The organism is Salmonella sp. A7 (assembly GCF_020181675.1).
GTDB lineage: Bacteria > Pseudomonadota > Gammaproteobacteria > Enterobacterales > Enterobacteriaceae > Salmonella > Salmonella enterica.
This window is the reverse complement of sequence record NZ_CP084001.1, coordinates 1,329,469-1,351,987: the sequence shown is the minus strand read 5'-3', so window position 1 is coordinate 1,351,987 and position 22,519 is coordinate 1,329,469. Positions and strand designations below refer to the sequence as shown.

Genomic DNA, 22,519 nt, shown 5'->3' with positions numbered 1-22,519 from the left:
AACTTTACAGCAGGCCAGCATGCTGAAGCGCTGCTTTGACGATGTCACGACCATGGTCCGTGATAGGCGTCATTGGCAGGCGCAGCGTGTCGGTCGCCACAAGACCCAATGCCTTACATGCCCATTTCACCGGGATAGGATTGGGTTCGACAAATAGTTTGTTGTGTAACGGCATCAGACGCTGGTTGATAGCGCGCGCCTCGGCAAATTGCCCTTCCGCCGCCAGTTTGCACATGTCAGCCATCTCGCGCGCCGCTACGTTAGCCGTAACGGAAATCACGCCATGACCACCCAGTTGCATAAAGTCCAGCGCAGACGCGTCATCGCCGCTAAGCAGAATAAAATCGTCTGAAACCAGCTCTTTGATCTGGTGAACGCGGGTTAAGTTCCCTGTCGCCTCTTTGATAGCGATAATATTTTTTATTTCCGCCAGACGACCCACGGTTTCCGGCAACATGTCGCAGCCGGTACGGGACGGCACATTATACAGAATTTGCGGCAAGTCAGTGTGTTCCGCGATGGCTTTGAAATGCTGGAACAAACCTTCCTGCGTGGGGCGATTGTAGTACGGCGTCACCGTCAGGCAGCCAACAATGCCGCTATCGTTAAAACGCTGCGTCAGGCTAATCGCTTCCGCGGTCGCGTTTGCGCCCGTGCCGGCGATAACCGGAATACGTCCGTCAGCCAGTTCCAGCGTCATCATCACGACATCGCCATGTTCATCATGGCTTAGCGTGGCAGACTCGCCGGTGGTGCCAACCGAAACAATCGCCGAGGTACCGTTGGCGACATGATAATCAATGAGTTTTTTCAGGCAAGACCTACTGACGTTACCTTTCTCATCCATCGGCGTAACAAGCGCGACAATACTTCCCGTGAACATGGGCCATCCTCTGTGCAAACAAGTCCCTCAATGGTACGTTTGGTATGGCAATAAAAGCAAGCGACCAAAGCCGTTCTGATTGTTGTATGCAGGTTTTTTTTATGGTTTCCTTAAGATTACCTCACCGCTCAAAGGAATAACTGGTTTGACACCGTCATCACAACACTATTTGGTTATCACTGCGCTGGGCGCCGACAGGCCCGGTATTGTGAATACCATTACTCGCCATGTCAGCAGTTGCGGCTGTAATATCGAAGACAGCCGACTGGCGATGCTGGGCGATGAATTCACGTTTATTATGTTGTTGTCCGGCACGTGGAACGCGATTACCTTGATTGAATCGACATTGCCGTTAAAAGGCGCGGAGCTGGATCTGCTGATTGTGATGAAACGGACGTCCGACCGCCCCCGCCCGGCAATGCCCGCGACGGTATGGGTTCAGGTTGAGGTCGCCGACTCCCCGCATTTAATTGAGCGATTCACCGCGCTGTTTAATAGTCATGAAATGAATATTGCGGAGCTGGTCTCCCGCACACAGCCGGCTGAAGGTGATAAAGCTGCGCAATTATTTATTCAAATCACCGCACATAGCCCGGCGTCGCAAAATTCCGCAAATATTGAGCAAGCCTTTAAAGCACTATGTACAGAACTCAATGCGCAAGGCAGTATAAACGTCGTCAATTACTCACAACATGATGAACAGGATGGAGTTAAGTAATGAATCCACTGAAAGCCGGTGATATCGCACCGAAATTTAGCTTGCCGGATCAAGACGGGGAACAAGTAAATTTGACCGACTTCCAGGGACAGCGCGTTCTGGTTTATTTCTACCCAAAAGCCATGACACCCGGCTGTACCGTGCAGGCCTGCGGCTTACGCGATAACATGGACGAGCTCAAAAAAGCAGGCGTGGACGTGCTGGGCATCAGCACCGATAAACCTGAAAAACTCTCCCGTTTCGCTGAAAAAGAGCTGCTGAACTTTACCCTTTTGTCCGATGAAAACCATCAGGTGTGTGAACAGTTCGGCGTCTGGGGCGAAAAGTCGTTTATGGGCAAAACGTATGACGGCATTCACCGCATCAGCTTTTTGATTGACGCTGATGGTAAGATTGAACACGTCTTTAATGATTTTAAAACCAGCAATCACCATGATGTGGTGCTGAACTGGCTGAAAGAAAACGCGTAAAAGCCTCAGGCCGCGCTGATGTGCGGCCTGGAAAGGGAATGCGCCGTCAGGCTTGCCGCGCCAGACGCCATATCGCCGCCACATTGCGCGCCGACAGGCTCAGGTTATATTCCGCCTCGTGTAAGGCTTCCGGCAGCGTAACGATATGCGACAAAATCGACAGCGCCGCATCGATACCCTGCTGATACACAACGTGATGATCGTGTTGCAGCCCACCGGCGAGCGCGATAACCGGTTTATGATACCGCTTCGCCACTCTGGCGACGCCAATCGGCGTCTTGCCGCAAATACTTTGGCTGTCCAGCCGCCCTTCTCCGGTAATCACCAGATCGGCATCTTTAACCGCCTGCTCAAGCTGTAGCGTTTCCACAACAATCTCTACGCCGGCGCGTAATTCCGCATTGAGCAATCCTAAAAGCGCGGCGCCCATTCCACCTGCCGCGCCCGCGCCGGGAGCATTAATCACCTCACGCCCCGTAGCCTGATAAATATGTCGGCCCCAGTTTTCCAGCGCCGCGTCCAGGGTGTTCACCATTTCCGCTGTCGCCCCTTTTTGTGGGCCAAAGATGGCCGATGCGCCCTGGGGACCACACAGCGGATTGTTGACATCGCACGCCACGGTTATCGATACCTTACGCAGCAATGGGTGACAACCGGACAGATCGATAGAGGCCAGCGCCGCCAGCGCCTCGCCGCCCGGAGAAAGCGAGCGTCCCTGTTTATCGCGCAATATAACGCCAAGCGCCTGCATCATCCCCGCGCCGCCGTCATTCGTCGCGCTGCCGCCAATTCCCAGAATAATACGCTTTACGCCACGCTCCAGCGCCGCGACGATTAACTCGCCGGTGCCGTAGCTGGTGGTATTAAGCGGGTTGCGCAATTCAGGCGAAACGTGATGCAGCCCGGATGCCGCCGCCATTTCAATCACGGCGGTATCGCTATCGCCCAGCATTCCCCAGCGCGCGGCCACCGGCTGCCCAAGCGGGCCTTGTACCCACTGGTCAACATAACGCCCGCCGCTGGCTTCCACCATTGATTGTACGGTTCCTTCCCCGCCATCCGCCATGGGCACTTTAACGTAGTCGGCGTCAGGATAAATTTCGCGGAACCCCTTTTCTATCGCCTCAGCGACCGCCATTGCGGACAAACTTTCTTTAAATGAATCAGGAGCAATAACAATTTTCATAGGGATTATCCTGCAAAACCAAAGAAACCGAACATCAGAGTAGAAATAAAGGTAATGGCTAACCCCACCAGCGTTTCATACGGCATTAGCTTTAAACGTTCATGAATTTGCATATTGACGCTGCCGCCCGTCGCGTGGAAAAAGCTGCCGTGCGGCAGATGGTCCAGCACCGTGGCGCCCGCATGGATCATAGCGGCTCCCGCCAGGGCGGAAACGCCAAGTTCAAGTAACGTGGGAGAGAAAACGCCGGACGCCACCGCCGTTCCCGCTGTGGTTGAGGCCGTCGCCATTGACATCATGGCGCCAGACACGGGTGCCAGCAGCCAGGACGGCAATCCCGAAGCGGTGAGGCCATGAATCAGGACATCTTTAAGTTCGGAATTAGCGATAATGCCGGCCAGCGTACCGGTTCCCAGCAACATAATAGCGACAGGCGCCATACGCATCAGACCGGCGACCATGTACTGGTTACAGTGGCGCGCGCGTCCCATCAACAGCAGACCGACCAATCCCCCTACGGGCAGGGCAATTAACGGGTCAATGGAAATGCCGGCAAACGGACGGAGAGAAAGCAGGAAAATAGCGACCAGCGGCGCGCTAATCGCCACCAGAAAGCCGGGTCTGGCGACGGAGTCATCATGGTGAGTCACTTCATGATCGGCGACGCCCGCGCCTTTATTATTCAGCCGTTTCGCTAACAGATAGGCGATAATAAGCCCAACGATGCCCGGAACCACGCCCGCCAGCATAATAGAGGTAAGAGGAACATGAAACGCATCAGAGGCGGCAATAGCGTTCGGGTTGGGTGACATCACGTTACCCGCTTTGCCGCCGCCAACCATCGCCAGCAGAATAGCGCTTTTTGACAGGCCAGCATTACGCGCAATCGACAGCGCAATCGGCGCGACGGTAATCACCGCCACATCAATAAATACGCCGACGGCGGTCAAACATAGTGTGGCAATGGCTAATGCCAATAATGCCCGGGTTTCCCCCACTTTGCGGACAATCGTCTCAGCAATCGTATTCGCCGCCCCGGACTCAATTAATACGCCCGCCAGTACGCCTGCGGCCAGAATACGCAATACGGCATTAACGATGCCCTGCGCGCCTGACACCATCAGCGACACGGTTTGCAGAAGATCGGCGCCGCCAATCAAACCGCCGACCAGCGCGCCCGCCATCATGCCGTAGGCTGGCGACACTTTTCTTAAAATTAATACGATGGCCACAACCAATGCGGCAATGGCTCCCAGGGTGGATATCGACGTCATATACTGCGCCTCCTTTAACATGGAGCGCGCAGTATGGAAAAACCCGCCTAAAAATCCGCTGGAGCTTTCAACAAATTTCGATTCGACCTGGCAGCGGTAACTTGTCGGACGGTACAGATTCGGCCTGGAGCTCCATACCGATATAAAGCCAAAGCGTACTTTTTAACTCGTTGATTTTTATGTGTGTAATATCCTCACAGCGCTGTAAGCGATAGCGCAATGTATTCACATGAATATGCAATGCTTTGGCTGTTTGCGTCAGGTCACAATTATGTTCAAACCAGGTCCGCAGCGTCTGTTGCAATACGCCTTTCGCGTCATGTTGCGCCAGTTGCAGCCACAGACGCGATAGCTCCTGCACTTGCCAACTTTCAGACAGCCCGCTTAGCAGCGCGGGAAGCGCATGGTCATGATAAAAAATGTACTGGCTGCGCAGCTTTTGTCTTTTCGCCATCGCCTGCGTGGCTCTCGCAGTGAGCAAAGATCGGTGCAATCCCGTCTCGCCGGCAAAATAACCCCCAACCAAAATACGGCTAAAGCCCGATGATGCAGCCCATGATTTAAAAATCTGCAATTCGCCCATTTCCTGGCGGGTATTCCACTTTCCCTCTTTTAACGTGATAGGCTTAATAATGATTAATTCATTAAATTCGGTAAACGTCACCAAATGGTTGCGCGCGTGATTCTCGAAATAATCCATTACATTGCGCAGCGCTTCGCGATCCGGCTGGGAAAGTTCAATAATCAGCACCACTCTGGGAACCGCCAGATCAATGCCCAGATAGGCCGCCATGGAGCGCAACGACTCTGTTGAATTTTCTCGCAAAATCAATTGGTTGATCAGCTCTTCGCGATAGCGTTTATCCCACTGTCGCTGTTCGATCAGCACCATATGCTCGATCACCAGCTCCGCCGCCATTTTAACCAGCTCGGCATACGCGCGAACCTCCTCCGGCTCGCCGGTAATGCCGACCACGCCGATAAGCTGTTCATGAAAAGAGATGGGAAGATTAATGCCGGATCGCACGCCTTTTAGCTGATTGGCGGTAGCGGAATCAATTTCTACAATACGGTTTTCCTTCAGCGCCAGAATGGCCCCTTCGTGACGCTGGCGAAGCCGCGAAGGTTCGCCAGACGCGATAATGACGCCATGTTCATCCATGACGTTTACCGAGTAAGGAATAATTTTCATGGCTCGCTGTACAATTTGCCGCGCGGTATACCCTTTCAAGTAATGTTTTCTCAACACACTCATTCCCTGTTTCGTTATCGCTTTACATTAAAAAAGCAATCTCGCATCAATGATGTCACTTATTAACGAATTTCTCAGAAGAATGCTTAGGTTAAGTCACCAAATTTTGGCGGCTTTACAGCGAGAATTTTGTAGGTTCCGACAATAAAAATGCCGCAACACGGCGCGGCATTAAAAAAAGAGCGGCTTTCTAAGCGCTTGTCCCTCATCAGGCGTGCGCAAAATGGCGGCAGGGCACTATGATGTCGTTCACGCTTTACAACTTTTGTACAGACCGCTCAGGATGAGGCATCTGTCACCTGACCATCCGGCCAGGCATGGACAACGGCTTTAATCAGCGTCGCCAATGGAATGGCGAAAAACACTCCCCAGAAACCCCACAGACCGCCGAAAATCACCACTGACAGAATAATCACCAGCGGATGCAAATTCACCGCTTCGGAGAAAAGTACCGGTACCAGCAAATTGCCATCCAGCGCCTGAATAATCAGATAAACGGCAAAACAGCTCCAGAATTCCGTCCCCAGGCCAAACTGAAACAGCGCGACGCCCACCACCGGAATTGTCACCACAAAAGCGCCGATATAGGGGATCAGGACCGAAAAGCCCACCAGTACCGCCAGCAGTAGCGAATAATTGAGGCCAAACAGCAAAAAGCCCAGCCAGGTCGCCACGCCCACCACCACCATCTCCAGCACTTTTCCGCGGATATAGTTGGTGATCTGCTGATTCATCTCATTCCACACCTGCCCCGCCAGCCCGCGATTACGCGGCAGCACGCGGCGCACGGCATTTAGCATCTGCTCTTTATCTTTTACCAGGAAAAAGACCATCAGCGGCACCAGCACCAGATATACCGCCAGCGTCAGTAGCCCGACTAACGAAGCCAGCGAATACTTCACCACCGAATCGCCCATGTTAAGCATCCGGGTACGCATGTTTTCCGCCATCGCATCAATAATGCCCGCATCCATCAGCGCCGGATAGCGTCGCGGCAAGGTCGCGGCAAAATCGGACAGTTTATTCAGCATACCGGGCATATCACGAATCAGGTAAATACCCTGCTGCCAGGCAATCGGCATCACCACAAACGCCATTAATAACAGAATGCCGACAAAGAGGATAAGGACAATGGAGGCTGCCCAGCGCCGGGAACAGCCAATCGCCTGCAGGCGCGCCGTCGGCCACTCCAACAGGTAGGCCAGTACGATAGCGACCAGCAGCGGCGCTAACAGGCCGCTAAAGAAAAAGAGGATGCTAAAACCAGCCACCAGAATGACCAGCAAGGCAATCGCCTCCGGGTCGCTGAAGCGACGGCGATACCATTGCATTAACATTTCGAGCATAAAACCCTTCCCAGAACTCAACTGCGGGATTGTGATGCCGAATTGTATCGAAATGTCACAAAAAAGACTTCGCTTTTTATCGTTGATTCAGGAAACTAAAATAGTGAGTCTGTGCTCATCACAGTTACACTTATGAAGTGTCGGAGCGTGGAACGATATTTCACGACGTTGGTCAAAGGGCTATCTCAAAACAACAGGATAGAGGTTATGTTCAGGCAGTTGAAAAAAAACCTGGTGGCAACCCTCATTGCAGCATTGGCTCTCGGTCAGGTCGCGCCCGCATTTGCCGACCCTGCCGACACGCTGCCCGATATGGGAACCTCGGCAGGAAGCACGCTTTCTATCGGACAAGAGATGCAAATGGGCGACTTTTATGTGCGCCAGCTACGCGGCAGCGCGCCGTTAATCAACGATCCGCTGCTGGTGCAATACATTAACGCGCTGGGTATGCGTCTGGTCTCGCACGCCGACTCCGTCAAAACGCCCTTCCATTTTTTCTTGATCAATAATGACGAAATCAACGCGTTCGCGTTCTTTGGCGGCAATGTGGTGCTGCACTCGGCACTTTTTCGCTACGCGGATAACGAAAGCCAGCTAGCTTCAGTCATGGCGCATGAAATCTCCCACGTGACGCAGCGCCATCTGGCGCGCGCGATGGAAGATCAAAAGCGCAGCGCGCCGCTTACCTGGGTGGGCGCGCTGGGTTCCATTTTGCTGGCCATGGCCAGCCCACAGGCCGGTATGGCGGCGCTAACCGGTACTCTGGCGGGAACGCGCCAGGGAATGATAAGTTTCACCCAGCAAAATGAGCAAGAAGCCGACCGTATTGGTATTCAGGTACTGCAACGCGCCGGATTTGACCCACAGGCGATGCCCTCTTTCCTCGAAAAACTGCTCGACCAGGCGCGTTACTCCACGCGTCCGCCTGAAATTTTGCTCACTCACCCCTTACCGGAAAGCCGCCTTGCGGATGCCCGCAACCGTGCCAACCAGATGCGCCCGGTCGTGGTGCAATCTTCCGCTGACTTCTATCTCGCCAAAGCGCGCGCCCTGGGAATGTACAATTCCGGACGTAACCAGCTTACCAGCGACCTGCTGGATCAGTGGTCTAAAGGCAACGTGCGTCAGCAACATGCGGCGCAATATGGCCGGGCGTTGCAGGCGATGGAAGCGAGCAAATACGATGAAGCGCGCAAAACGTTGCAGCCGCTGTTAAGCGCGGAACCGAACAATGCCTGGTATCTTGACCTCGCCACCGATATTGACCTGGGGCAGAAAAGAGCCAACGACGCGATTAATCGCCTGAAAAATGCCCGCGATCTGCGCGTTAATCCTGTGCTGCAGTTAAACCTCGCCAATGCGTACCTCCAGGGAGGCCAGCCGAAAGCGGCGGAAACCATTCTGAATCGCTACACCTTTAGCCATAAAGATGACGGTAACGGCTGGGATCTGCTTGCTCAGGCCGAAGCCGCGCTGAACAACCGCGATCAGGAGCTGGCGGCGCGCGCTGAAAGTTATGCGCTGGCGGGACGACTGGATCAGGCAATTTCACTGCTCAGTAGCGCCAGCGCCCAGGCAAAACTGGGTAGCCAGCAACAGGCGCGTTACGATGCGCGTATCGACCAGCTGCGCCAGTTACAGGAACGCTTCAAGCCATACACGAAAATGTAATCGCCGTTTATTAGCCGGATGGCGTCACAAGGAGAACTCATGACCGACACGATTAAAATCTACCATAACCCGCGCTGCTCGAAGAGCCGCGACACGCTGAACCTGCTGAAATCTAACGGCGTGGAACCGGAAGTGGTGCTTTATCTGGATACGCCCGCCGATGCCGCCACCGTGCGGGAACTGCTGCGTATGTTGGGCATGTCCAGCGCGCGCGAACTGATGCGCCAGAAAGAAGATCTCTATAAGACGCTTCACCTGGCGGATAGCCAGCTGAGTGAAGAGGCGTTAATCCAGGCGCTGGTTGAACACCCTAAACTGATGGAGCGCCCCATTGTGGTGGCAAATGGTCAGGCGCGCATTGGCCGACCGCCTGAGCAGGTGCTGGACATCCTCGGTTAACCGTTGAACGCCGCCGTCGCGGCGTATTACAGTTTCAGGATCTCTTTGACAAACGGGATCGTCAGTTTTCGCTGGGCAGTGATCGACGCATGATCGAGCTGATCCAGCGTCATAAACAGCGTGCGCATTTCGCGATCAAGACGTTTGAGTAAAAACCGCCCGACATCTTCCGGCAGTTCAAACCCCCGTAACCGGGCGCGCAACTGTAGCGCCTGAAGTTTGTCTTCATCGGAAAGAGGCTGGAGTTTATAGATTTGCCCCCAGTCCAGACGGGAAGCGAGATCGGGCAAGCCCAGATTTAACTGTCTTGGCGGACGATCGCCGGTGATCAATAACCGCGTCTTACCGGACTCCAGAATGCGGTTATAGAGATCAAAGATCGCCATCTCCCACAGTTCATCGCCAGCAACACACTCAATGTTATCAATACACACCAGCGAGAGGTGTTCCATACCGTCGAGCACTTCCGGCACGAACCAGGTGCGTTTATCGAGCGGGACGTAGCCTACCGCATCTCCACGCTGCGACAGTTCAGCGCAGGCGGCGTGCAGCAAATGGCTGCGGCCCGCGCCTTCACGCGCCCAAAGGTAGATATATCCACTATGTTCCTGGCGCAACACGTTTTGTAACGCGGCCAGTAGAGAGGCGTTATCCCCCGGCCAGAAACTTGCGAAAGTTTCGTCGTCAGGAAGATAAAGTGGCAAAGAGAGCTGTGCCGGTGTGTTCAGAGATACCTCAACCCAGGATGACATAAAATCGCGCTGAGTTTACCACATAATTCCCTTGAGATAGAACCGGGCAGCATCGCTGCCCGGCAACCCGTTACTGATGCGGAGACTCCGCATCATTTGCCTCCAGTACCACTTCTTCCGGACGCAACAGGCTAATCAGTTTAAAAATCAGGCTCAGGCCAATCCCGACGATGGTCGCCAGCGCCATCCCTTTCAATTCTGCCGCGCCGATATGCACTTTCGCGCCGCTCACGCCGATGATCAAAATCACCGAGGTGAGGATCAAGTTTTGCGCTTTGTTGTAGTCGACTTTTGATTCGATCAATACGCGAATCCCCGACGCGCCGATGACGCCGTACAACAGCAGCGAGACGCCGCCCATCACGGGTAACGGGATAATCTGAATCGCCGCCGCCAGTTTGCCGACGCAGGAAAGCAGAATGGCGAAAATCGCCGCGCCGCCGATAACCCAGGTACTGTAAACGCGGGTGATCGCCATGACGCCAATATTTTCCCCATAGGTGGTATTCGGCGTGGAGCCGAAGAAACCGGAGACGATCGTCGACAGTCCGTTAGCGAACATCGAGCGGTGCAAACCGGGATCGCGCACCAGATCTTTTTTGACGATATTCGCCGTCACCACCAGATGACCGACATGCTCGGCGATCACGACCAACGCCGCGGGCAGAATCGTCAGGATCGCGAACCATTCAAAACGCGGCGTATAGAAAGTCGGTAGCGCAAACCAGTGCGCCTGGGCAATCGGCGTGGTATCGACCACCCCCAACGCGAATGACAGCGCATAGCCCGCCAGCACGCCGATCAAAATCGGAATGATCGCCAGGAAACCGCGAAACAGTACGGAGCCGAACACCGTCACCGCCAGCGTGACCATGGAGATGATAATTGTTTTCGTGTCCGGCGACTGCCCTTGCGCAGGCAGCAATCCGGCCATCCCCGCCGCGACGCCAGCCAGCTCCAGACCGATAACGGCAACGATTGCGCCCATTGCCGCAGGCGGGAACATCACATCCAGCCAGCCGGTGCCCGCTTTTTTAACGATGAAAGAAACCAGACAGAACAACACGCCGCACATAATAAAACCGCCCAGCGCCACTTCATAACCCAGCGGCAACAGCAGTAGTACCGGGGAAATAAAGGCAAAGCTCGATCCGAGGTAGGCCGGAATTTTACCTTTGCAGATAAAGAGATACAGCAGCGTTCCGATACCGTTAAACAACAGCACCGTCGCGGGGTTGATATGAAACAGAACTGGCACCAGCACGGTCGCGCCAAACATGGCGAAAAGGTGCTGTAAACTAAGCGGGATTGTCTGTAAAAGCGGCGGTCTTTCACTCACCCCGATAGCACGGCGCGTCATAGTGTTTTCCTCTAAGTGTGTTTGTTATGAGTTGTTTTATTCAAAAAAAAGCCGACTCTTAAAGTCGGCTTTTAATTATTTATTCACTTACTTGGTACCAAAAATCTTATCGCCGGCATCGCCAAGCCCCGGAATAATGTATCCGTGCTCGTTAAGCCCCTGATCGATAGAGGCGGTGTACAGTTCAACGTCCGGGTGCGCTTTTTCCAGCGCCGCAATGCCTTCCGGCGCGGCGACCAGCACCAGCACCTTAATGCTGCTACAGCCTGCTTTTTTCAGCAGGTCGATGGTCGCGATGACAGAACCGCCGGTCGCCAGCATCGGGTCGACGATCAGCGCCATGCGCTCATCAATGTTCGATACCAGTTTCTGGAAATAAGGTACTGGCTCAAGCGTCTCTTCGTTACGGTACATCCCGACTACGCTGATACGCGCGCTCGGTACATTTTCCAGAACGCCTTCCATCATGCCCAGACCCGCGCGCAGAATCGGCACAACGGTAATTTTTTTACCTTTGATCTGGTCGATTTCCACCGGGCCATTCCAGCCTTCGATGGTGACTTTTTCCGTTTCCAGGTCGGCTGTCGCTTCATACGTCAGCAGGCTGCCTACTTCTGAGGCGAGTTCACGAAAGCGTTTAGTGCTAATGTCGTTTTCACGCATCAGACCCAGCTTGTGTTTGACGAGTGGGTGTTTGACTTCCACGATCTTCATACTCTTCTCCTATCCTCAGATGACTGGCAACCACAAAAAAAATCGCCGGATTATACCGCTTTTCCTCTCTGACGCAACACAATGTATGCTTGACCTGGATCAACCAAAAGCGCTGATAGCGGAAAAGTGAGTATAAATCACTCACGTTGAAACAGGCGATAAAGGCTAACAACCGTTTGAATCTTAGCAATTTTAAGGATGAATGGCCTGTCCAGACCACCCGTCGTAAACCAAGTGCTGGATATCCTTTTCTTTTTTACCAACAGAGAAATTTTCAAGCAGCGACCGAAACCATGCCAAAAAAATCGCCCGGATATCCAGGGCGCAGACCACGCTCGCAAACGTTTGCTTTCCCTGTTAGAATTGCGCCGAATTTAACTTTTACCGCAAGAAAAAACGTGGGGAACCAGGCAGTGACCGATAAGACCTCTCTTAGCTATAAAGATGCCGGCGTCGATATTGATGCGGGTAACGCTCTGGTTGATCGAATCAAAGGCGTAGTGAAGAAAACTCGCCGCCCGGAGGTTATGGGCGGTCTGGGCGGTTTCGGTGCGCTGTGCGCGTTGCCGCAAAAATATCGTGAACCGGTACTGGTTTCCGGCACTGACGGCGTAGGCACCAAACTTCGCCTGGCGATGGACTTAAAGCGTCACGACGCTATCGGTATTGATCTGGTGGCGATGTGCGTAAACGATCTGGTCGTTCAGGGCGCGGAACCGCTGTTTTTCCTCGATTACTATGCCACGGGTAAACTGGATGTCGATACCGCCGCCAGCGTGATCAACGGTATTGCCGAAGGCTGCCTGCAATCCGGCTGCGCGCTGGTTGGCGGCGAGACGGCGGAAATGCCGGGCATGTATCACGGCGAAGATTACGATGTGGCGGGTTTCTGCGTCGGCGTAGTCGAAAAATCAGAAATCATCGACGGCTCCCGGGTTGCCGAAGGCGACGTGCTGATTGCGCTCGGCTCCAGCGGCCCGCACTCGAATGGATATTCGCTGGTGCGGAAAATTATTGACGTTAGCGGCTGCGACCCACAAACCACTCTGCTGGAAGGGAAGCCGCTGGCCGATCATCTGCTTGAACCGACCCGTATCTACGTAAAATCGGTTCTGGAACTGATTGAAAACGTCGATGTGCACGCTATCGCCCACCTCACCGGCGGCGGCTTTTGGGAAAATATTCCGCGCGTTCTGCCGGAGAATACCCAGGCGGTAATTAATGAGTCGTCCTGGCAGTGGCCCGCCATCTTTACCTGGCTGCAAACCGCCGGTAATGTCAGCCGACATGAAATGTACCGTACCTTTAACTGCGGCGTCGGCATGGTGATTGCGCTCTCCGCTCCGGAAGCGGACAAAGCGCTTGCTCTGCTAAACGAGAAAGGTGAAAACGCATGGAAAATCGGTATCATCAAAGCCTCTGATTCCGAACAGCGTGTGGTTATTGAATAATGAATATTGTGGTGCTGATTTCCGGCAATGGAAGCAATTTACAGGCGATTATCGATGCCTGCGAAGCGAAGAAAATTAAAGGCACCCTCAGGGCAGTATTCAGCAATAAGGCCGACGCGTTCGGCCTTGAACGCGCCAGAGAAGCCGGCATTCCGGCGCAAGCGCTGACTGCCGATCGGTTTGACAGCCGCGACGCCTTCGATCGCGAGTTGATTCGCAAGATAGACGCGTATGCGCCCGATGTGGTCGTGCTGGCCGGTTTTATGCGTATTCTGAGTCCGATGTTTGTCGCGCATTACTACGGGCGTCTGCTGAACATTCACCCTTCCCTGCTGCCAAAATATCCGGGGTTGCATACCCATCGCCAGGCGCTGGAAAACGGCGATGAGGAGCACGGTACCTCGGTGCATTTCGTGACAGACGAACTCGACGGCGGCCCGGTCATTCTCCAGGCGAAGGTGCCGGTTTTTGCCGACGACAGCGAAGATGATATCACCGCACGCGTACAGACTCAGGAACATGCGATTTATCCGCTGGTGATTGGCTGGTTTGCGCAGGGGCGTCTAAAGATGCGCGATAACGCCGCCTGGCTGGACGGGCGTCGTCTGCCGCCGCAAGGTTATGCGTCTGACGAATAATACGTCATCGGACAGGACTGCGTCTGCTTGCCGGATGGTGGCATAAATGCCTATCCGGCCTACTCTTTTCCCTTCCTTTATGCTATCAGTTTATTGTCATATTTTTCTGGCGCAGTTGGACATTAACGCGTAATGCTCGCCATAATCATCAGGCAGTGTCCCGTGAATAAAACGGAGTATAGGTAGTAATGGGTCAGGAAAAGCTATATATCGAGAAAGAACTGAGCTGGTTAGCATTTAACGAACGCGTGTTACAGGAAGCAGCGGATAAATCCAACCCGTTGATTGAGCGGATGCGGTTCCTGGGAATCTATTCTAATAACCTCGACGAGTTCTACAAAGTGCGTTTCGCTGAATTGAAACGACGCATTATTATCAGCGAAGAACAGGGTTCAAATTCTCATTCACGCCATTTGTTAGGCAAAATTCAGTCCCGCGTGTTGAAAGCAGACCAGGAGTTCGACGGCCTGTACAACGAATTACTGCTGGAAATGGCGCGTAATCAAATCTTTCTGATCAACGAGCGTCAGCTCTCGGTGAACCAACAAAGCTGGTTGCGCCACTATTTTAAGCACTATTTGCGCCAGCATATTACCCCGATTCTCATTAACCGGGAGACGGATCTTGTTCAGTTTTTAAAAGATGATTACACCTATCTGGCGGTGGAGATTATCCGCGGCGATACCATCAACTATGCGCTGCTGGAGATACCGTCCGACAAAGTCCCACGCTTCGTTAATCTGCCGCCGGAGACACCGCGCAGACGCAAGCCGATGATCCTTCTGGATAATATTCTGCGCTACTGCCTGGATGACATTTTTAAAGGGTTCTTCGACTATGACGCGCTTAATGCCTATTCGATGAAAATGACCCGCGATGCCGAATATGACCTGGTGCATGAGATGGAATCCAGTCTGATGGAGCTGATGTCTTCCAGCCTGAAGCAGCGCCTGACCGCTGAACCTGTGCGCTTTGTCTATCAACGCGATATGCCCGCCGCGCTGGTCGACGTGCTGCGGGAAAAACTGACGATCTCCCGGTATGACTCAATCGTACCCGGCGGGCGCTACCACAATTTTAAAGACTTTATTAATTTTCCGAATGTCGGTAAAGCCAACCTGGTCAATAAACCGTTACCGCGGTTACGCCATCTTTGGTTTGATAAAGAGAAGTTTCGTAACGGTTTTGACGCGATTCGTGAACGTGATGTGCTGCTCTATTATCCGTACCATACCTTCGAGCATGTACTGGAACTGCTACGCCAGGCGTCGTTTGACCCAAGCGTGCTGGCGATCAAAATCAATATTTATCGCGTAGCGAAAGACTCGCGCATTATTGACTCGATGATCCATGCCGCCCATAACGGCAAAAAAGTCACCGTGGTGGTGGAGTTGCAGGCGCGCTTCGATGAAGAGGCGAATATTCACTGGGCCAAGCGGTTAACCGAAGCGGGCGTCCATGTTATTTTCTCTGCGCCCGGGCTGAAAATTCACGCCAAACTCTTCCTCATCTCACGAAAAGAGGGCGATGACGTGGTGCGTTATGCGCATATCGGCACCGGTAACTTCAACGAAAAAACAGCGCGGCTGTATACCGATTATTCGCTGCTGACCGCCGATGCGCGCATTACCAATGAAGTGCGTCGGGTCTTTAATTTTATTGAAAACCCCTATCGCCCGGTCACTTTCGATTATTTGATGGTTTCTCCACAAAACTCACGGCGTCTGCTGTATGAGATGATCGATCGTGAAATCGCCAATGCCCAGCAAGGCTTACCGTCAGGGATTACGTTAAAGCTTAACAACCTGGTCGATAAAGGGTTGGTCGACAGGCTCTACGCCGCGTCGGGTTCGGGCGTCCAGGTCAATCTGCTGGTGCGCGGTATGTGTTCTCTTATTCCGCAGCTGGAAGGCATTAGCGATAATATTCGCGCGATTAGCATCGTGGATCGCTATCTGGAACACGATCGGGTTTATATTTTCGAAAACGGCGGTGATAAGCAAGTTTGGCTCTCTTCAGCTGACTGGATGACGCGTAATATTGACTACCGTATCGAAGTCGCTACGCCTATCCTCGACCCGCGGCTTAAACAACGCGTCCTGGATATCATTGACATTCTGTTTAGCGACACGGTAAAAGCGCGTTTTATCGATAAAGAACTCAGCAACCGCTACGTGCCGCGCGGCAATCGCCGTAAAGTTCAGGCGCAGCTGGCAATTTATGACTACATCAAATCACTCGAGCAACCAGACTAACGCTATGCCAATTTACGATAAATCCCCTCGCCCGCAGGAGTTCGCTGCGGTCGATCTCGGCTCAAACAGCTTTCATATGGTCATTGCCCGCGTGGTTGACGGCGCAATGCAGATTATCGGGCGCTTAAAACAGCGCGTCCATCTGGCGGACGGGCTGGGCGCAGATAACAAACTCAGCGAAGAAGCCATGGAACGGGGGCTTAGCTGTCTGTCGCTGTTTGCTGAACGCTTACAAGGTTTCTCCCCTTCCAGCGTCTGTATCGTAGGCACCCATACGTTACGTCAGGCGCAAAATGCCGCTGATTTTCTCAAACGCGCGGAAAAGGTTATTCCCTACCCGATAGAGATTATTTCCGGTAACGAAGAAGCGCGCCTGATTTTTATGGGCGTAGAACATACGCAGCCGGAAAAAGGCCGCAAGCTGGTGATCGATATCGGCGGCGGGTCAACAGAGCTGGTCATTGGCGAAAACTTCGAACCCAAGCTGGTTGAAAGCCGTCGTATGGGCTGCGTGAGCTTCGCGCAGCTCTACTTTCCCGGCGGCGTTATCAATAAAGAAAACTTCCAGCGCGCCCGAATGGCGGCGGCGCAAAAACTGGAAACCTTAACCTGGCAGTATCGTATTCAGGGTTGGAACGTGGCGATGGGCGCTTCCGGTACGATTAAGGCCGCTCATGAAGTTCTCCTGGCGCTGGGTGAGAAAGATGGCTTCATTACGCCGGAGCGCCTCGATAAACTGAAGTCAGAAGTGTTGAAGCACCGCTCCTTTAATGCGCTCAGCCTGCCGGGTCTGTCTGAAGAACGAAAAGCGGTCTTTGTGCCGGGCCTGGCGATTCTGTGCGGCGTTTTTGATGCTCTGGCTATCCGCGAGCTTCGCCTTTCCGACGGCGCGTTGCGCGAAGGCGTGCTGTATGAAATGGAAGGCCGCTTCCGCCATCAGGATGTTCGCAGCCGTACCGCAAAAAGTCTGGCCAATCAATACAACATTGACAGAGAACAGGCCAGACGCGTGCTGGAAACCACCATGCAGATGTACGAGCAGTGGCAGGCCCAGCAGCCAAAACTGGCGCATCCGCAGCTTGAAGCGTTGCTCCGTTGGGCGGCAATGCTGCATGAGGTTGGACTGAATATTAATCACAGCGGTTTACATCGCCATTCGGCTTATATTCTGCAACACAGCGATTTGCCCGGCTTTAATCAGGAGCAGCAAATGATGATGGCGACGCTGGTGCGTTATCATCGTAAAGCCATAAAACTGGATGATATGCCCCGCTTTACGCTGTTTAAGAAAAAACAGTATCTGCCGTTAATTCAGCTACTTCGGCTGGGCGTATTACTGAACAACCAGCGACAGGCGACCACCACGCCGCCGACGCTGCGGCTAACGACCGATGACAGCCACTGGACGTTATGTTTTCCGCATGACTGGTTCAGCCAGAATGCGCTGGTACTGCTTGATCTGGAAAAAGAACAGCAGTACTGGGAAGCGGTAACTGGCTGGCGTCTCAATATTGAGGAAGAAAGCTCGCCGGAGATCGCCGCGTAAATTGTGGATCAGACGCCGCGCCGCGGCGTCTGCCTTTACTGAATCTCAGATAATAGCTGCGGCTCGCCAATTAAATATCCCTGAAGATAGTCGATCCCCAACGACAGCACGACGCTTCGTATTTCTTCGCTCTCGACATACTCCGCGACGACCTGCATTTTTTTCATTCGCGCTAAATGACAAATAGAAGCCACGATCTGATAATCGAGACTGTTTGACACTATATTGCGAATAAAACTGCCGTCAATTTTAAGAATATCGGCGTTAACGTTTTTCAGCCGCGCATAGCTGGCGTAGCCTGTACCGAAATCATCAATCGCTATCTGACAGCCAAACTGCTGTAGCTGTCCCAGCGTCAATTGCGCCTGCTCAGCATTGGTGAGAGAGTTGCTTTCCGTTACCTCAAAAACCAGTTGCCAGGGTTCAACCTGATATTGTTTAAGCAGTTGCTTAACTTCTGCAGGAAAACGGGCGCGACATACCGATGTTGGCGACAGATTAATGGCAAAACGATGCGCGGGCATATATTCCCGGCTGGCCGCCATAAACCGCAGCGTGTTTTCAATCACCCAAAGATCGATAGCGGAAGACAAACCAAACTCATGCGCCACGGGTAAAAAATTGTCCGGGTTGATAACGTCGCCGTTGTCATCCCTGAGTCGCAGTAAAATTTCATGGTAAACGTCCCCACGAACACCAAAAATAGGCTGCGCCATCAGGAAAAAATGATCGTGCTCCAACGCCTGTTGCAGCCGATTCATCATTGCAATTCTGCCCTTCAAATCGCGCTGCAGGTGCATTGCGCCACGCCGCTGTAAATCCTCCGGCGCGTTAGTCGTCAACGAAAGATCGGAACTGGTGCTTAATTCGCCCAACAGCAGATAAAGGTGGCTAACCGGAGAACGCACGCAGCAGTAGCTCACGCCGACAGGCGGCTGTAGCGGCAGTCCGTCCCAGATAAACCGAAACTGCTTAATATGTTTATCCAGCGCTTCAATACGCTGCTGATGCGACTCTGTATTAAGACGCAGCACCAGGTCGTGCCCTGACATCTGGTAGACGCACTCATTTGAGGCCAACATCGGCGTAATCCAGTGAGAGAGCTTTTGCTTATACTGGATGCGTAGCATGACGCCATAATTTTTACCCAATAGCTCCAGACCCGGCACGTGTAAAAAACAGATCGTAGACCAGGGCGCATTTTGGAGCGTGCGGTTTAACGCACGTAAATTGGGAAGATGTACAACCGGGTCAAGATAGGCCAGCCGCCGTGCGCGACTACTCACTACGCGCTGGCGCGTGGCCAGCACAGACATATAATTAACAATAAAAGAAAAAACCAGATAGCTCGAAGAGGTAATCGCTAATTGCGTATCATAACCTGAATACCAGGGCATATAACGCTGATAATAATGAATTGACGTAATTAGCACGACGGCCCAGATAATTGAAATAAACTTATAGCCATAGCGCATCGCGCCCCACAGCATGACCGGCAATAATAACGAAAGCGTATAGTTGGTACTAAATATTGAACTATTATCAGTCAATGGCATACACAGTATAAACATTAGTGTAGTCAATACGGCCAGCCAAATAACGATCTCTTTTTTAGTGGCCTTGCTATCAATCTGTAGCTTTAATTGCTGATAATACCCCCGCAGGTGCAGCGGATTGCGGAGAGTACGAATAATAAAATAGCACAATGGCACGCCGATAAGGTTACCGACCAGTAACGCCTGGTAATTAATCAGCGTGTTGATATTAAAGGGCATTACCCCCATCAGGCTGGCTTTACTTTCGTACATGCCAACAAAAGCGGCAAACTGGTAGATGACCAGAAATAATGTTGCTGAACAAAATACCTGCCAGAACATTCGTTGAAACAACAGGTGGGCGTCGCCGTGGGAAACATTATTTCGCCGGGGGGAAAAGACACGATAGCCGCCCCAACTTAGCACGATAGTAATGATAAAGTGCATCGTCACAGAAAGGGTTTCATACAGCCCTGTCTGCGGGTATCTGCGCCAGAAGATAGCAAGCACAATACCCGGCAGTGCTGCCCAGCCGAAAAAGAGCATCAGACTAAGCATAAAAGCTAACGGCAGGTAAAAAAGAACCACATTTCCAGTGCTGGTAGGCGCATAAGTATTTGCGCTACTTAAAACAGGTAGTAAAATCGAAGGGAGAATGAGCGGTAGTCCCCACCATTTATCTCTGATATTTATATAAGTTTTATTTAGTTTCATAGATGCTCAGCAGAACCCCCCAATCCCAAAGGGGCGTTAACAGACAGGCATCCCACCTGACTTTAAATTGATGATGCGATATACATCACACGATAGTCATCGATTGTAATTATTAAACAAAAGTAACATTTGATTTAAGTCAATTATTACCTTTCTCCTGCAGCCTTTATTCGTCTTTTTATTCTTTGTTATCATTAATTTATTATTAATGTAAATACTAAAATTATCTTCCATAACAATATAAGATAAATCAACTGACGCAATTTTACATTAAGAGGAATTGACCATCGGTTCGCAGTATGCCTTAATGTAGAGTGAACGCAGGCTTGTTACGTTCTTCGCCTTGATAATACCCTTGAAGAACCCGGCCTGATCCCGCCCATATCGCTGGGCCAACGTTAAGGAACCCTTTGTGAGTCAGGCCAACAGTATGCGAAAACGACATCGATTTAACACTCGCATGACCCGTATCGTACTGCTTATCAGTTTTCTCTTCTTCTTTGGACGTTTCGTCTACTCTTCTATCGGCGCCTGGCAGCACCATCAGGATAAAAAAGAAGCGCAACAGTCATCGCTTTCTGTCACCACGCCGGGACAACGTTAAGCTGTTATCCGTTGGCGATATTATCGTCACAGGCTTACTGTGTTATCCAGAACTCTGTTTTCCCTTCCCTGGCTTAGCATGAACCGATAAAAACAAAGCATCGTACTATCTAATGCTTTGTTTTTTAGTCTAAAAAAACAATCAACTACAAGAAACGATAGTTTACTTTTTTTAAGATTAGTCTTAAATACATTCCTTTTTGCGTTATTACCTAAACAAGGAATTGTGATGAATTTTAAAAAAAATGCTTTGCCTCTGGTTTTGTTTGCCTCTTTTTCTCTTGCCGGATGCCAGTCCAATGCGGATGACTATGCCGCAGATGTTTACCAAACCGGGCAGTTAAACGCGAAGCAAGAAACAAAGACCGTCAATATTATCTCTGTTTTGCCAGCGAAAGTTGCCGTAGATAACACCGCCAATAAAAAAACCGCTCAGACCTTCGGCGCAATTCTTGGGGCTGTAGCGGGCGGCGTTACTGGTCATAACGTGGGTTCAGGTAGCGGTTTGGGTACTACTGCCGGCGCGGTTGGCGGCGGAGCCGTTGGCGCAGCGGCGGGTTCATTAGTTAAAGATAAAACGTTAGTTGAAGCTGTATCTTTGACTTACAAAGAAGGAACGAAGGTTTATACCTCCACCCAGGTTGGAAAAACGTGCCAATTTACCACCGGTCTGGCGATGGTGATATCGACCAAAGATAACGAAACGCGAATTCAACCCAATACGAAATGTCCTGAGAAAAGCTAACTATCAGGAGATTTTATGAAGAAAGTTATTTTAGCCACTGTTTTATTCACCCTAAGCGGCTCGGTTTTATCTTCTTCTTTGCAGGATCAGCTTGCGGCGGTAGCCCAGGCTGAACAGCAAGGAAAAAATGAAGAAAACAGACAACGTGATGCTCTGCAAGCCAAACGAGATCAAGAGGCTCAACAGGAAAGACAAAGGCAAGCCAATGCGGCCGCGGTTGCTAAGCAGCGAGCAAAAGCGGCAGAAGCTGAACGGAAAGCACGGCAAGCAAAATTGGCAGCGGAAGCCGCGCAAGATAAAGCGCGCGATCAAAGCTACGAAGATGAGCTTCGTCGTTTAGAAATTCAGAAACAAAAACTGGCGCTGGCCAGGGAAGAGGCCCGGGTAAAAAGAGAAAATGAATTCATCGATCAAGAGCTGAAAAGTAAAGCTGCCCAGACAGATGTTATTCAATCTCATGCTGATGCAAATAGAAATCTATCTGAAGGCGGTCGCGATCTGCTGCAAAGCGAAGGTAAAGCCCGTGAGAAAAAGGCAAGCGGCTGGTTTAACTGATTTCGCTAATCATTTGTGTATTAGCTCAGATTTGACCTGACACAACTATGGCACAGACCTAAACCTAATCTGACAGGCAGGTCTGTGCCAGCAGCAGGACCGGTTTGCCATTCATCACGATAAGCCGTCCCTGCTGGTTATAGCGGGTCACAGGAACGATTTTTAGCGGCTCATTCACATCCGCCTTTGTGAAGTTGCGTAAGGTATTTCGAATACGTAACACCCGTTCTTCCGGCGTAGTGAGGCCAAATTTCTCCTGCAGCATCACAATCGGTTGATGGAAGATATAAACCGTACGGGCTCGCTCTGCGTCGGTGGGTTCCTGACGGGGTTCTGCGGCAAGAGAATAAAACGAGATAATCGATAACATCGTCGAGATAATTGCGAGCACAAGCTTATTCATACCCACCACCGAGTAATGTGAAATTATCATTATTATTCAAGCAACCAGC

21 protein-coding genes and 1 pseudogene are annotated in these 22,519 nt (G+C 51.8%); 11 read left to right on the top strand and 11 right to left on the bottom strand.

Translation table 11 applies throughout. The annotated features are described in order from the left end of the window. Positions 1 to 4 precede the first annotated feature (4 nt). On the bottom strand, positions 5 to 883 hold the full coding sequence (dapA, locus tag LCS67_RS06405; RefSeq protein WP_000494020.1) for a 4-hydroxy-tetrahydrodipicolinate synthase: 879 nt from the start codon (positions 881 to 883) through the stop codon (positions 5 to 7). A 145-nt stretch (positions 884 to 1,028) separates the two neighbouring features. Between dapA and LCS67_RS06400 the strand changes: the two genes are divergently transcribed. After that, positions 1,029 to 1,601, top strand: a complete 573-nt coding sequence (locus tag LCS67_RS06400; protein ID WP_000189061.1) for a glycine cleavage system transcriptional repressor — start codon at positions 1,029 to 1,031, stop codon at positions 1,599 to 1,601. After that, positions 1,601 to 2,071 (top strand): thioredoxin-dependent thiol peroxidase, encoded by a 471-nt coding sequence (gene bcp / locus LCS67_RS06395; protein WP_001068686.1) that lies wholly within the window; start codon positions 1,601 to 1,603, stop codon positions 2,069 to 2,071. The genes LCS67_RS06400 and bcp overlap by 1 nt, the downstream gene beginning before the upstream one ends. Positions 2,072 to 2,117: 46 nt before the next feature. Here bcp and LCS67_RS06390 read toward each other — a convergent pair whose 3' ends face one another. The 4 genes from LCS67_RS06390 to LCS67_RS06375 all read right to left on the bottom strand — a co-directional run bounded on the left by LCS67_RS06390 (position 2,118) and on the right by LCS67_RS06375 (position 7,129). Beyond that, complete coding sequence (locus tag LCS67_RS06390; RefSeq protein WP_000706377.1) at positions 2,118 to 3,257, bottom strand: glycerate kinase; 1,140 nt, start codon at positions 3,255 to 3,257, stop codon at positions 2,118 to 2,120. Positions 3,258 to 3,262: 5 nt separating this feature from the next. Beyond that, positions 3,263 to 4,531, bottom strand: coding sequence for a GntP family permease (locus tag LCS67_RS06385; protein WP_000200859.1), 1,269 nt, complete (start codon positions 4,529 to 4,531; stop codon positions 3,263 to 3,265). 67 nt (positions 4,532 to 4,598) lie between these two features. Further along, positions 4,599 to 5,786 (bottom strand): sugar diacid recognition domain-containing protein, encoded by a 1,188-nt coding sequence (locus tag LCS67_RS06380; protein ID WP_001533732.1) that lies wholly within the window; start codon positions 5,784 to 5,786, stop codon positions 4,599 to 4,601. 275 nt (positions 5,787 to 6,061) lie between these two features. Then, a complete protein-coding gene (locus LCS67_RS06375; protein WP_000892056.1) occupies positions 6,062 to 7,129 on the bottom strand; it encodes an AI-2E family transporter in 1,068 nt (355 codons plus the stop codon). A gap of 207 nt (positions 7,130 to 7,336) precedes the next feature. On the opposite strand from LCS67_RS06375, the gene bepA reads away from it, so the two are divergent. Beyond that, entirely contained in the window at positions 7,337 to 8,800 is a 1,464-nt protein-coding gene (bepA, locus tag LCS67_RS06370; RefSeq protein ID WP_000489631.1) for a beta-barrel assembly-enhancing protease, read from the top strand. 39 nt (positions 8,801 to 8,839) lie between these two features. Next, positions 8,840 to 9,199, top strand: coding sequence for an arsenate reductase (glutaredoxin) (gene arsC / locus LCS67_RS06365; RefSeq protein ID WP_000132650.1), 360 nt, complete (start codon positions 8,840 to 8,842; stop codon positions 9,197 to 9,199). A gap of 26 nt (positions 9,200 to 9,225) precedes the next feature. Here the strand turns inward: arsC and LCS67_RS06360 are convergent, their stop codons facing one another. The 3 genes from LCS67_RS06360 to upp form a co-directional block, all read right to left on the bottom strand. Beyond that, the gene (locus tag LCS67_RS06360; protein ID WP_061835882.1) at positions 9,226 to 9,927 is read right to left on the bottom strand and encodes a DnaA inactivator Hda; all 702 of its coding nucleotides are present in this window, start codon (positions 9,925 to 9,927) and stop codon (positions 9,226 to 9,228) included. A gap of 94 nt (positions 9,928 to 10,021) precedes the next feature. After that, the gene (uraA, locus tag LCS67_RS06355; protein ID WP_000198346.1) at positions 10,022 to 11,311 is read right to left on the bottom strand and encodes a uracil permease; all 1,290 of its coding nucleotides are present in this window, start codon (positions 11,309 to 11,311) and stop codon (positions 10,022 to 10,024) included. An 87-nt stretch (positions 11,312 to 11,398) separates the two neighbouring features. After that, positions 11,399 to 12,025 (bottom strand): uracil phosphoribosyltransferase, encoded by a 627-nt coding sequence (gene upp / locus LCS67_RS06350; protein WP_000706208.1) that lies wholly within the window; start codon positions 12,023 to 12,025, stop codon positions 11,399 to 11,401. A 413-nt stretch (positions 12,026 to 12,438) separates the two neighbouring features. Here upp and purM point away from each other — a divergent pair, with 413 nt between their 5' ends. From purM to ppx, 4 genes are all read left to right on the top strand, one after another. Next, a complete protein-coding gene (gene purM / locus LCS67_RS06345; protein ID WP_000130477.1) occupies positions 12,439 to 13,476 on the top strand; it encodes a phosphoribosylformylglycinamidine cyclo-ligase in 1,038 nt (345 codons plus the stop codon). Beyond that, positions 13,476 to 14,114, top strand: coding sequence for a phosphoribosylglycinamide formyltransferase (gene purN / locus LCS67_RS06340; RefSeq protein ID WP_001028588.1), 639 nt, complete (start codon positions 13,476 to 13,478; stop codon positions 14,112 to 14,114). The genes purM and purN overlap by 1 nt, the downstream gene beginning before the upstream one ends. A gap of 188 nt (positions 14,115 to 14,302) precedes the next feature. After that, entirely contained in the window at positions 14,303 to 16,369 is a 2,067-nt protein-coding gene (gene ppk1 / locus LCS67_RS06335; protein WP_000529555.1) for a polyphosphate kinase 1, read from the top strand. A gap of 4 nt (positions 16,370 to 16,373) precedes the next feature. Beyond that, positions 16,374 to 17,915, top strand: a complete 1,542-nt coding sequence (gene ppx, locus LCS67_RS06330; RefSeq protein WP_001123324.1) for an exopolyphosphatase — start codon at positions 16,374 to 16,376, stop codon at positions 17,913 to 17,915. 35 nt (positions 17,916 to 17,950) lie between these two features. Here the strand turns inward: ppx and LCS67_RS06325 are convergent, their stop codons facing one another. Together LCS67_RS06325 and LCS67_RS06320 are read right to left on the bottom strand one after the other, a co-directional pair. After that, complete coding sequence (locus LCS67_RS06325) at positions 17,951 to 20,164, bottom strand: sensor domain-containing phosphodiesterase (protein ID WP_000773662.1); 2,214 nt, start codon at positions 20,162 to 20,164, stop codon at positions 17,951 to 17,953. A 96-nt stretch (positions 20,165 to 20,260) separates the two neighbouring features. Then, a complete protein-coding gene (locus tag LCS67_RS06320; protein WP_001581698.1) occupies positions 20,261 to 20,398 on the bottom strand; it encodes a hypothetical protein in 138 nt (45 codons plus the stop codon). A 178-nt stretch (positions 20,399 to 20,576) separates the two neighbouring features. Here LCS67_RS06320 and LCS67_RS06315 point away from each other — a divergent pair, with 178 nt between their 5' ends. The 3 genes from LCS67_RS06315 to LCS67_RS06305 all read left to right on the top strand — a co-directional run bounded on the left by LCS67_RS06315 (position 20,577) and on the right by LCS67_RS06305 (position 22,067). Then, positions 20,577 to 20,768, top strand: a complete 192-nt coding sequence (locus LCS67_RS06315) for a YfgG family protein (RefSeq protein ID WP_000075924.1) — start codon at positions 20,577 to 20,579, stop codon at positions 20,766 to 20,768. 228 nt (positions 20,769 to 20,996) lie between these two features. Continuing rightward, entirely contained in the window at positions 20,997 to 21,512 is a 516-nt protein-coding gene (locus tag LCS67_RS06310) for a glycine zipper 2TM domain-containing protein (RefSeq protein ID WP_001009636.1), read from the top strand. A gap of 15 nt (positions 21,513 to 21,527) precedes the next feature. Beyond that, positions 21,528 to 22,067, top strand: a complete 540-nt coding sequence (locus LCS67_RS06305) for a DUF5384 family protein (protein WP_000755795.1) — start codon at positions 21,528 to 21,530, stop codon at positions 22,065 to 22,067. Positions 22,068 to 22,134: 67 nt separating this feature from the next. On the opposite strand, the pseudogene LCS67_RS06300 reads toward LCS67_RS06305, so the two are convergent. Beyond that, positions 22,135 to 22,470: pseudogene (locus LCS67_RS06300) on the bottom strand (ATPase); the annotation flags it as partial. Positions 22,471 to 22,519: the final 49 nt, after the last annotated feature.

Excerpts from the sequence above, each read along its gene's own strand:
- dapA (WP_000494020.1), bottom strand. The coding sequence starts at position 883 with ATGTTCACGGGAAGTATTGTCGCGCTTGTTACGCCGATGGATGAGAAA.
- bcp (WP_001068686.1), top strand. The coding sequence starts at position 1,601 with ATGAATCCACTGAAAGCCGGTGATATCGCACCGAAATTTAGCTTGCCG.
- LCS67_RS06390 (WP_000706377.1), bottom strand. The coding sequence starts at position 3,257 with ATGAAAATTGTTATTGCTCCTGATTCATTTAAAGAAAGTTTGTCCGCA.
- LCS67_RS06385 (WP_000200859.1), bottom strand. The coding sequence starts at position 4,531 with ATGACGTCGATATCCACCCTGGGAGCCATTGCCGCATTGGTTGTGGCC.
- LCS67_RS06380 (WP_001533732.1), bottom strand. The coding sequence starts at position 5,786 with ATGAGTGTGTTGAGAAAACATTACTTGAAAGGGTATACCGCGCGGCAA.
- LCS67_RS06375 (WP_000892056.1), bottom strand. The coding sequence starts at position 7,129 with ATGCTCGAAATGTTAATGCAATGGTATCGCCGTCGCTTCAGCGACCCG.
- bepA (WP_000489631.1), top strand. The coding sequence starts at position 7,337 with ATGTTCAGGCAGTTGAAAAAAAACCTGGTGGCAACCCTCATTGCAGCA.
- arsC (WP_000132650.1), top strand. The coding sequence starts at position 8,840 with ATGACCGACACGATTAAAATCTACCATAACCCGCGCTGCTCGAAGAGC.
- uraA (WP_000198346.1), bottom strand. The coding sequence starts at position 11,311 with ATGACGCGCCGTGCTATCGGGGTGAGTGAAAGACCGCCGCTTTTACAG.
- upp (WP_000706208.1), bottom strand. The coding sequence starts at position 12,025 with ATGAAGATCGTGGAAGTCAAACACCCACTCGTCAAACACAAGCTGGGT.
- purN (WP_001028588.1), top strand. The coding sequence starts at position 13,476 with ATGAATATTGTGGTGCTGATTTCCGGCAATGGAAGCAATTTACAGGCG.
- ppk1 (WP_000529555.1), top strand. The coding sequence starts at position 14,303 with ATGGGTCAGGAAAAGCTATATATCGAGAAAGAACTGAGCTGGTTAGCA.
- ppx (WP_001123324.1), top strand. The coding sequence starts at position 16,374 with ATGCCAATTTACGATAAATCCCCTCGCCCGCAGGAGTTCGCTGCGGTC.
- LCS67_RS06325 (WP_000773662.1), bottom strand. The coding sequence starts at position 20,164 with ATGAAACTAAATAAAACTTATATAAATATCAGAGATAAATGGTGGGGA.
- LCS67_RS06320 (WP_001581698.1), bottom strand. The coding sequence starts at position 20,398 with ATGGAAGATAATTTTAGTATTTACATTAATAATAAATTAATGATAACA.
- LCS67_RS06310 (WP_001009636.1), top strand. The coding sequence starts at position 20,997 with ATGAATTTTAAAAAAAATGCTTTGCCTCTGGTTTTGTTTGCCTCTTTT.
- LCS67_RS06305 (WP_000755795.1), top strand. The coding sequence starts at position 21,528 with ATGAAGAAAGTTATTTTAGCCACTGTTTTATTCACCCTAAGCGGCTCG.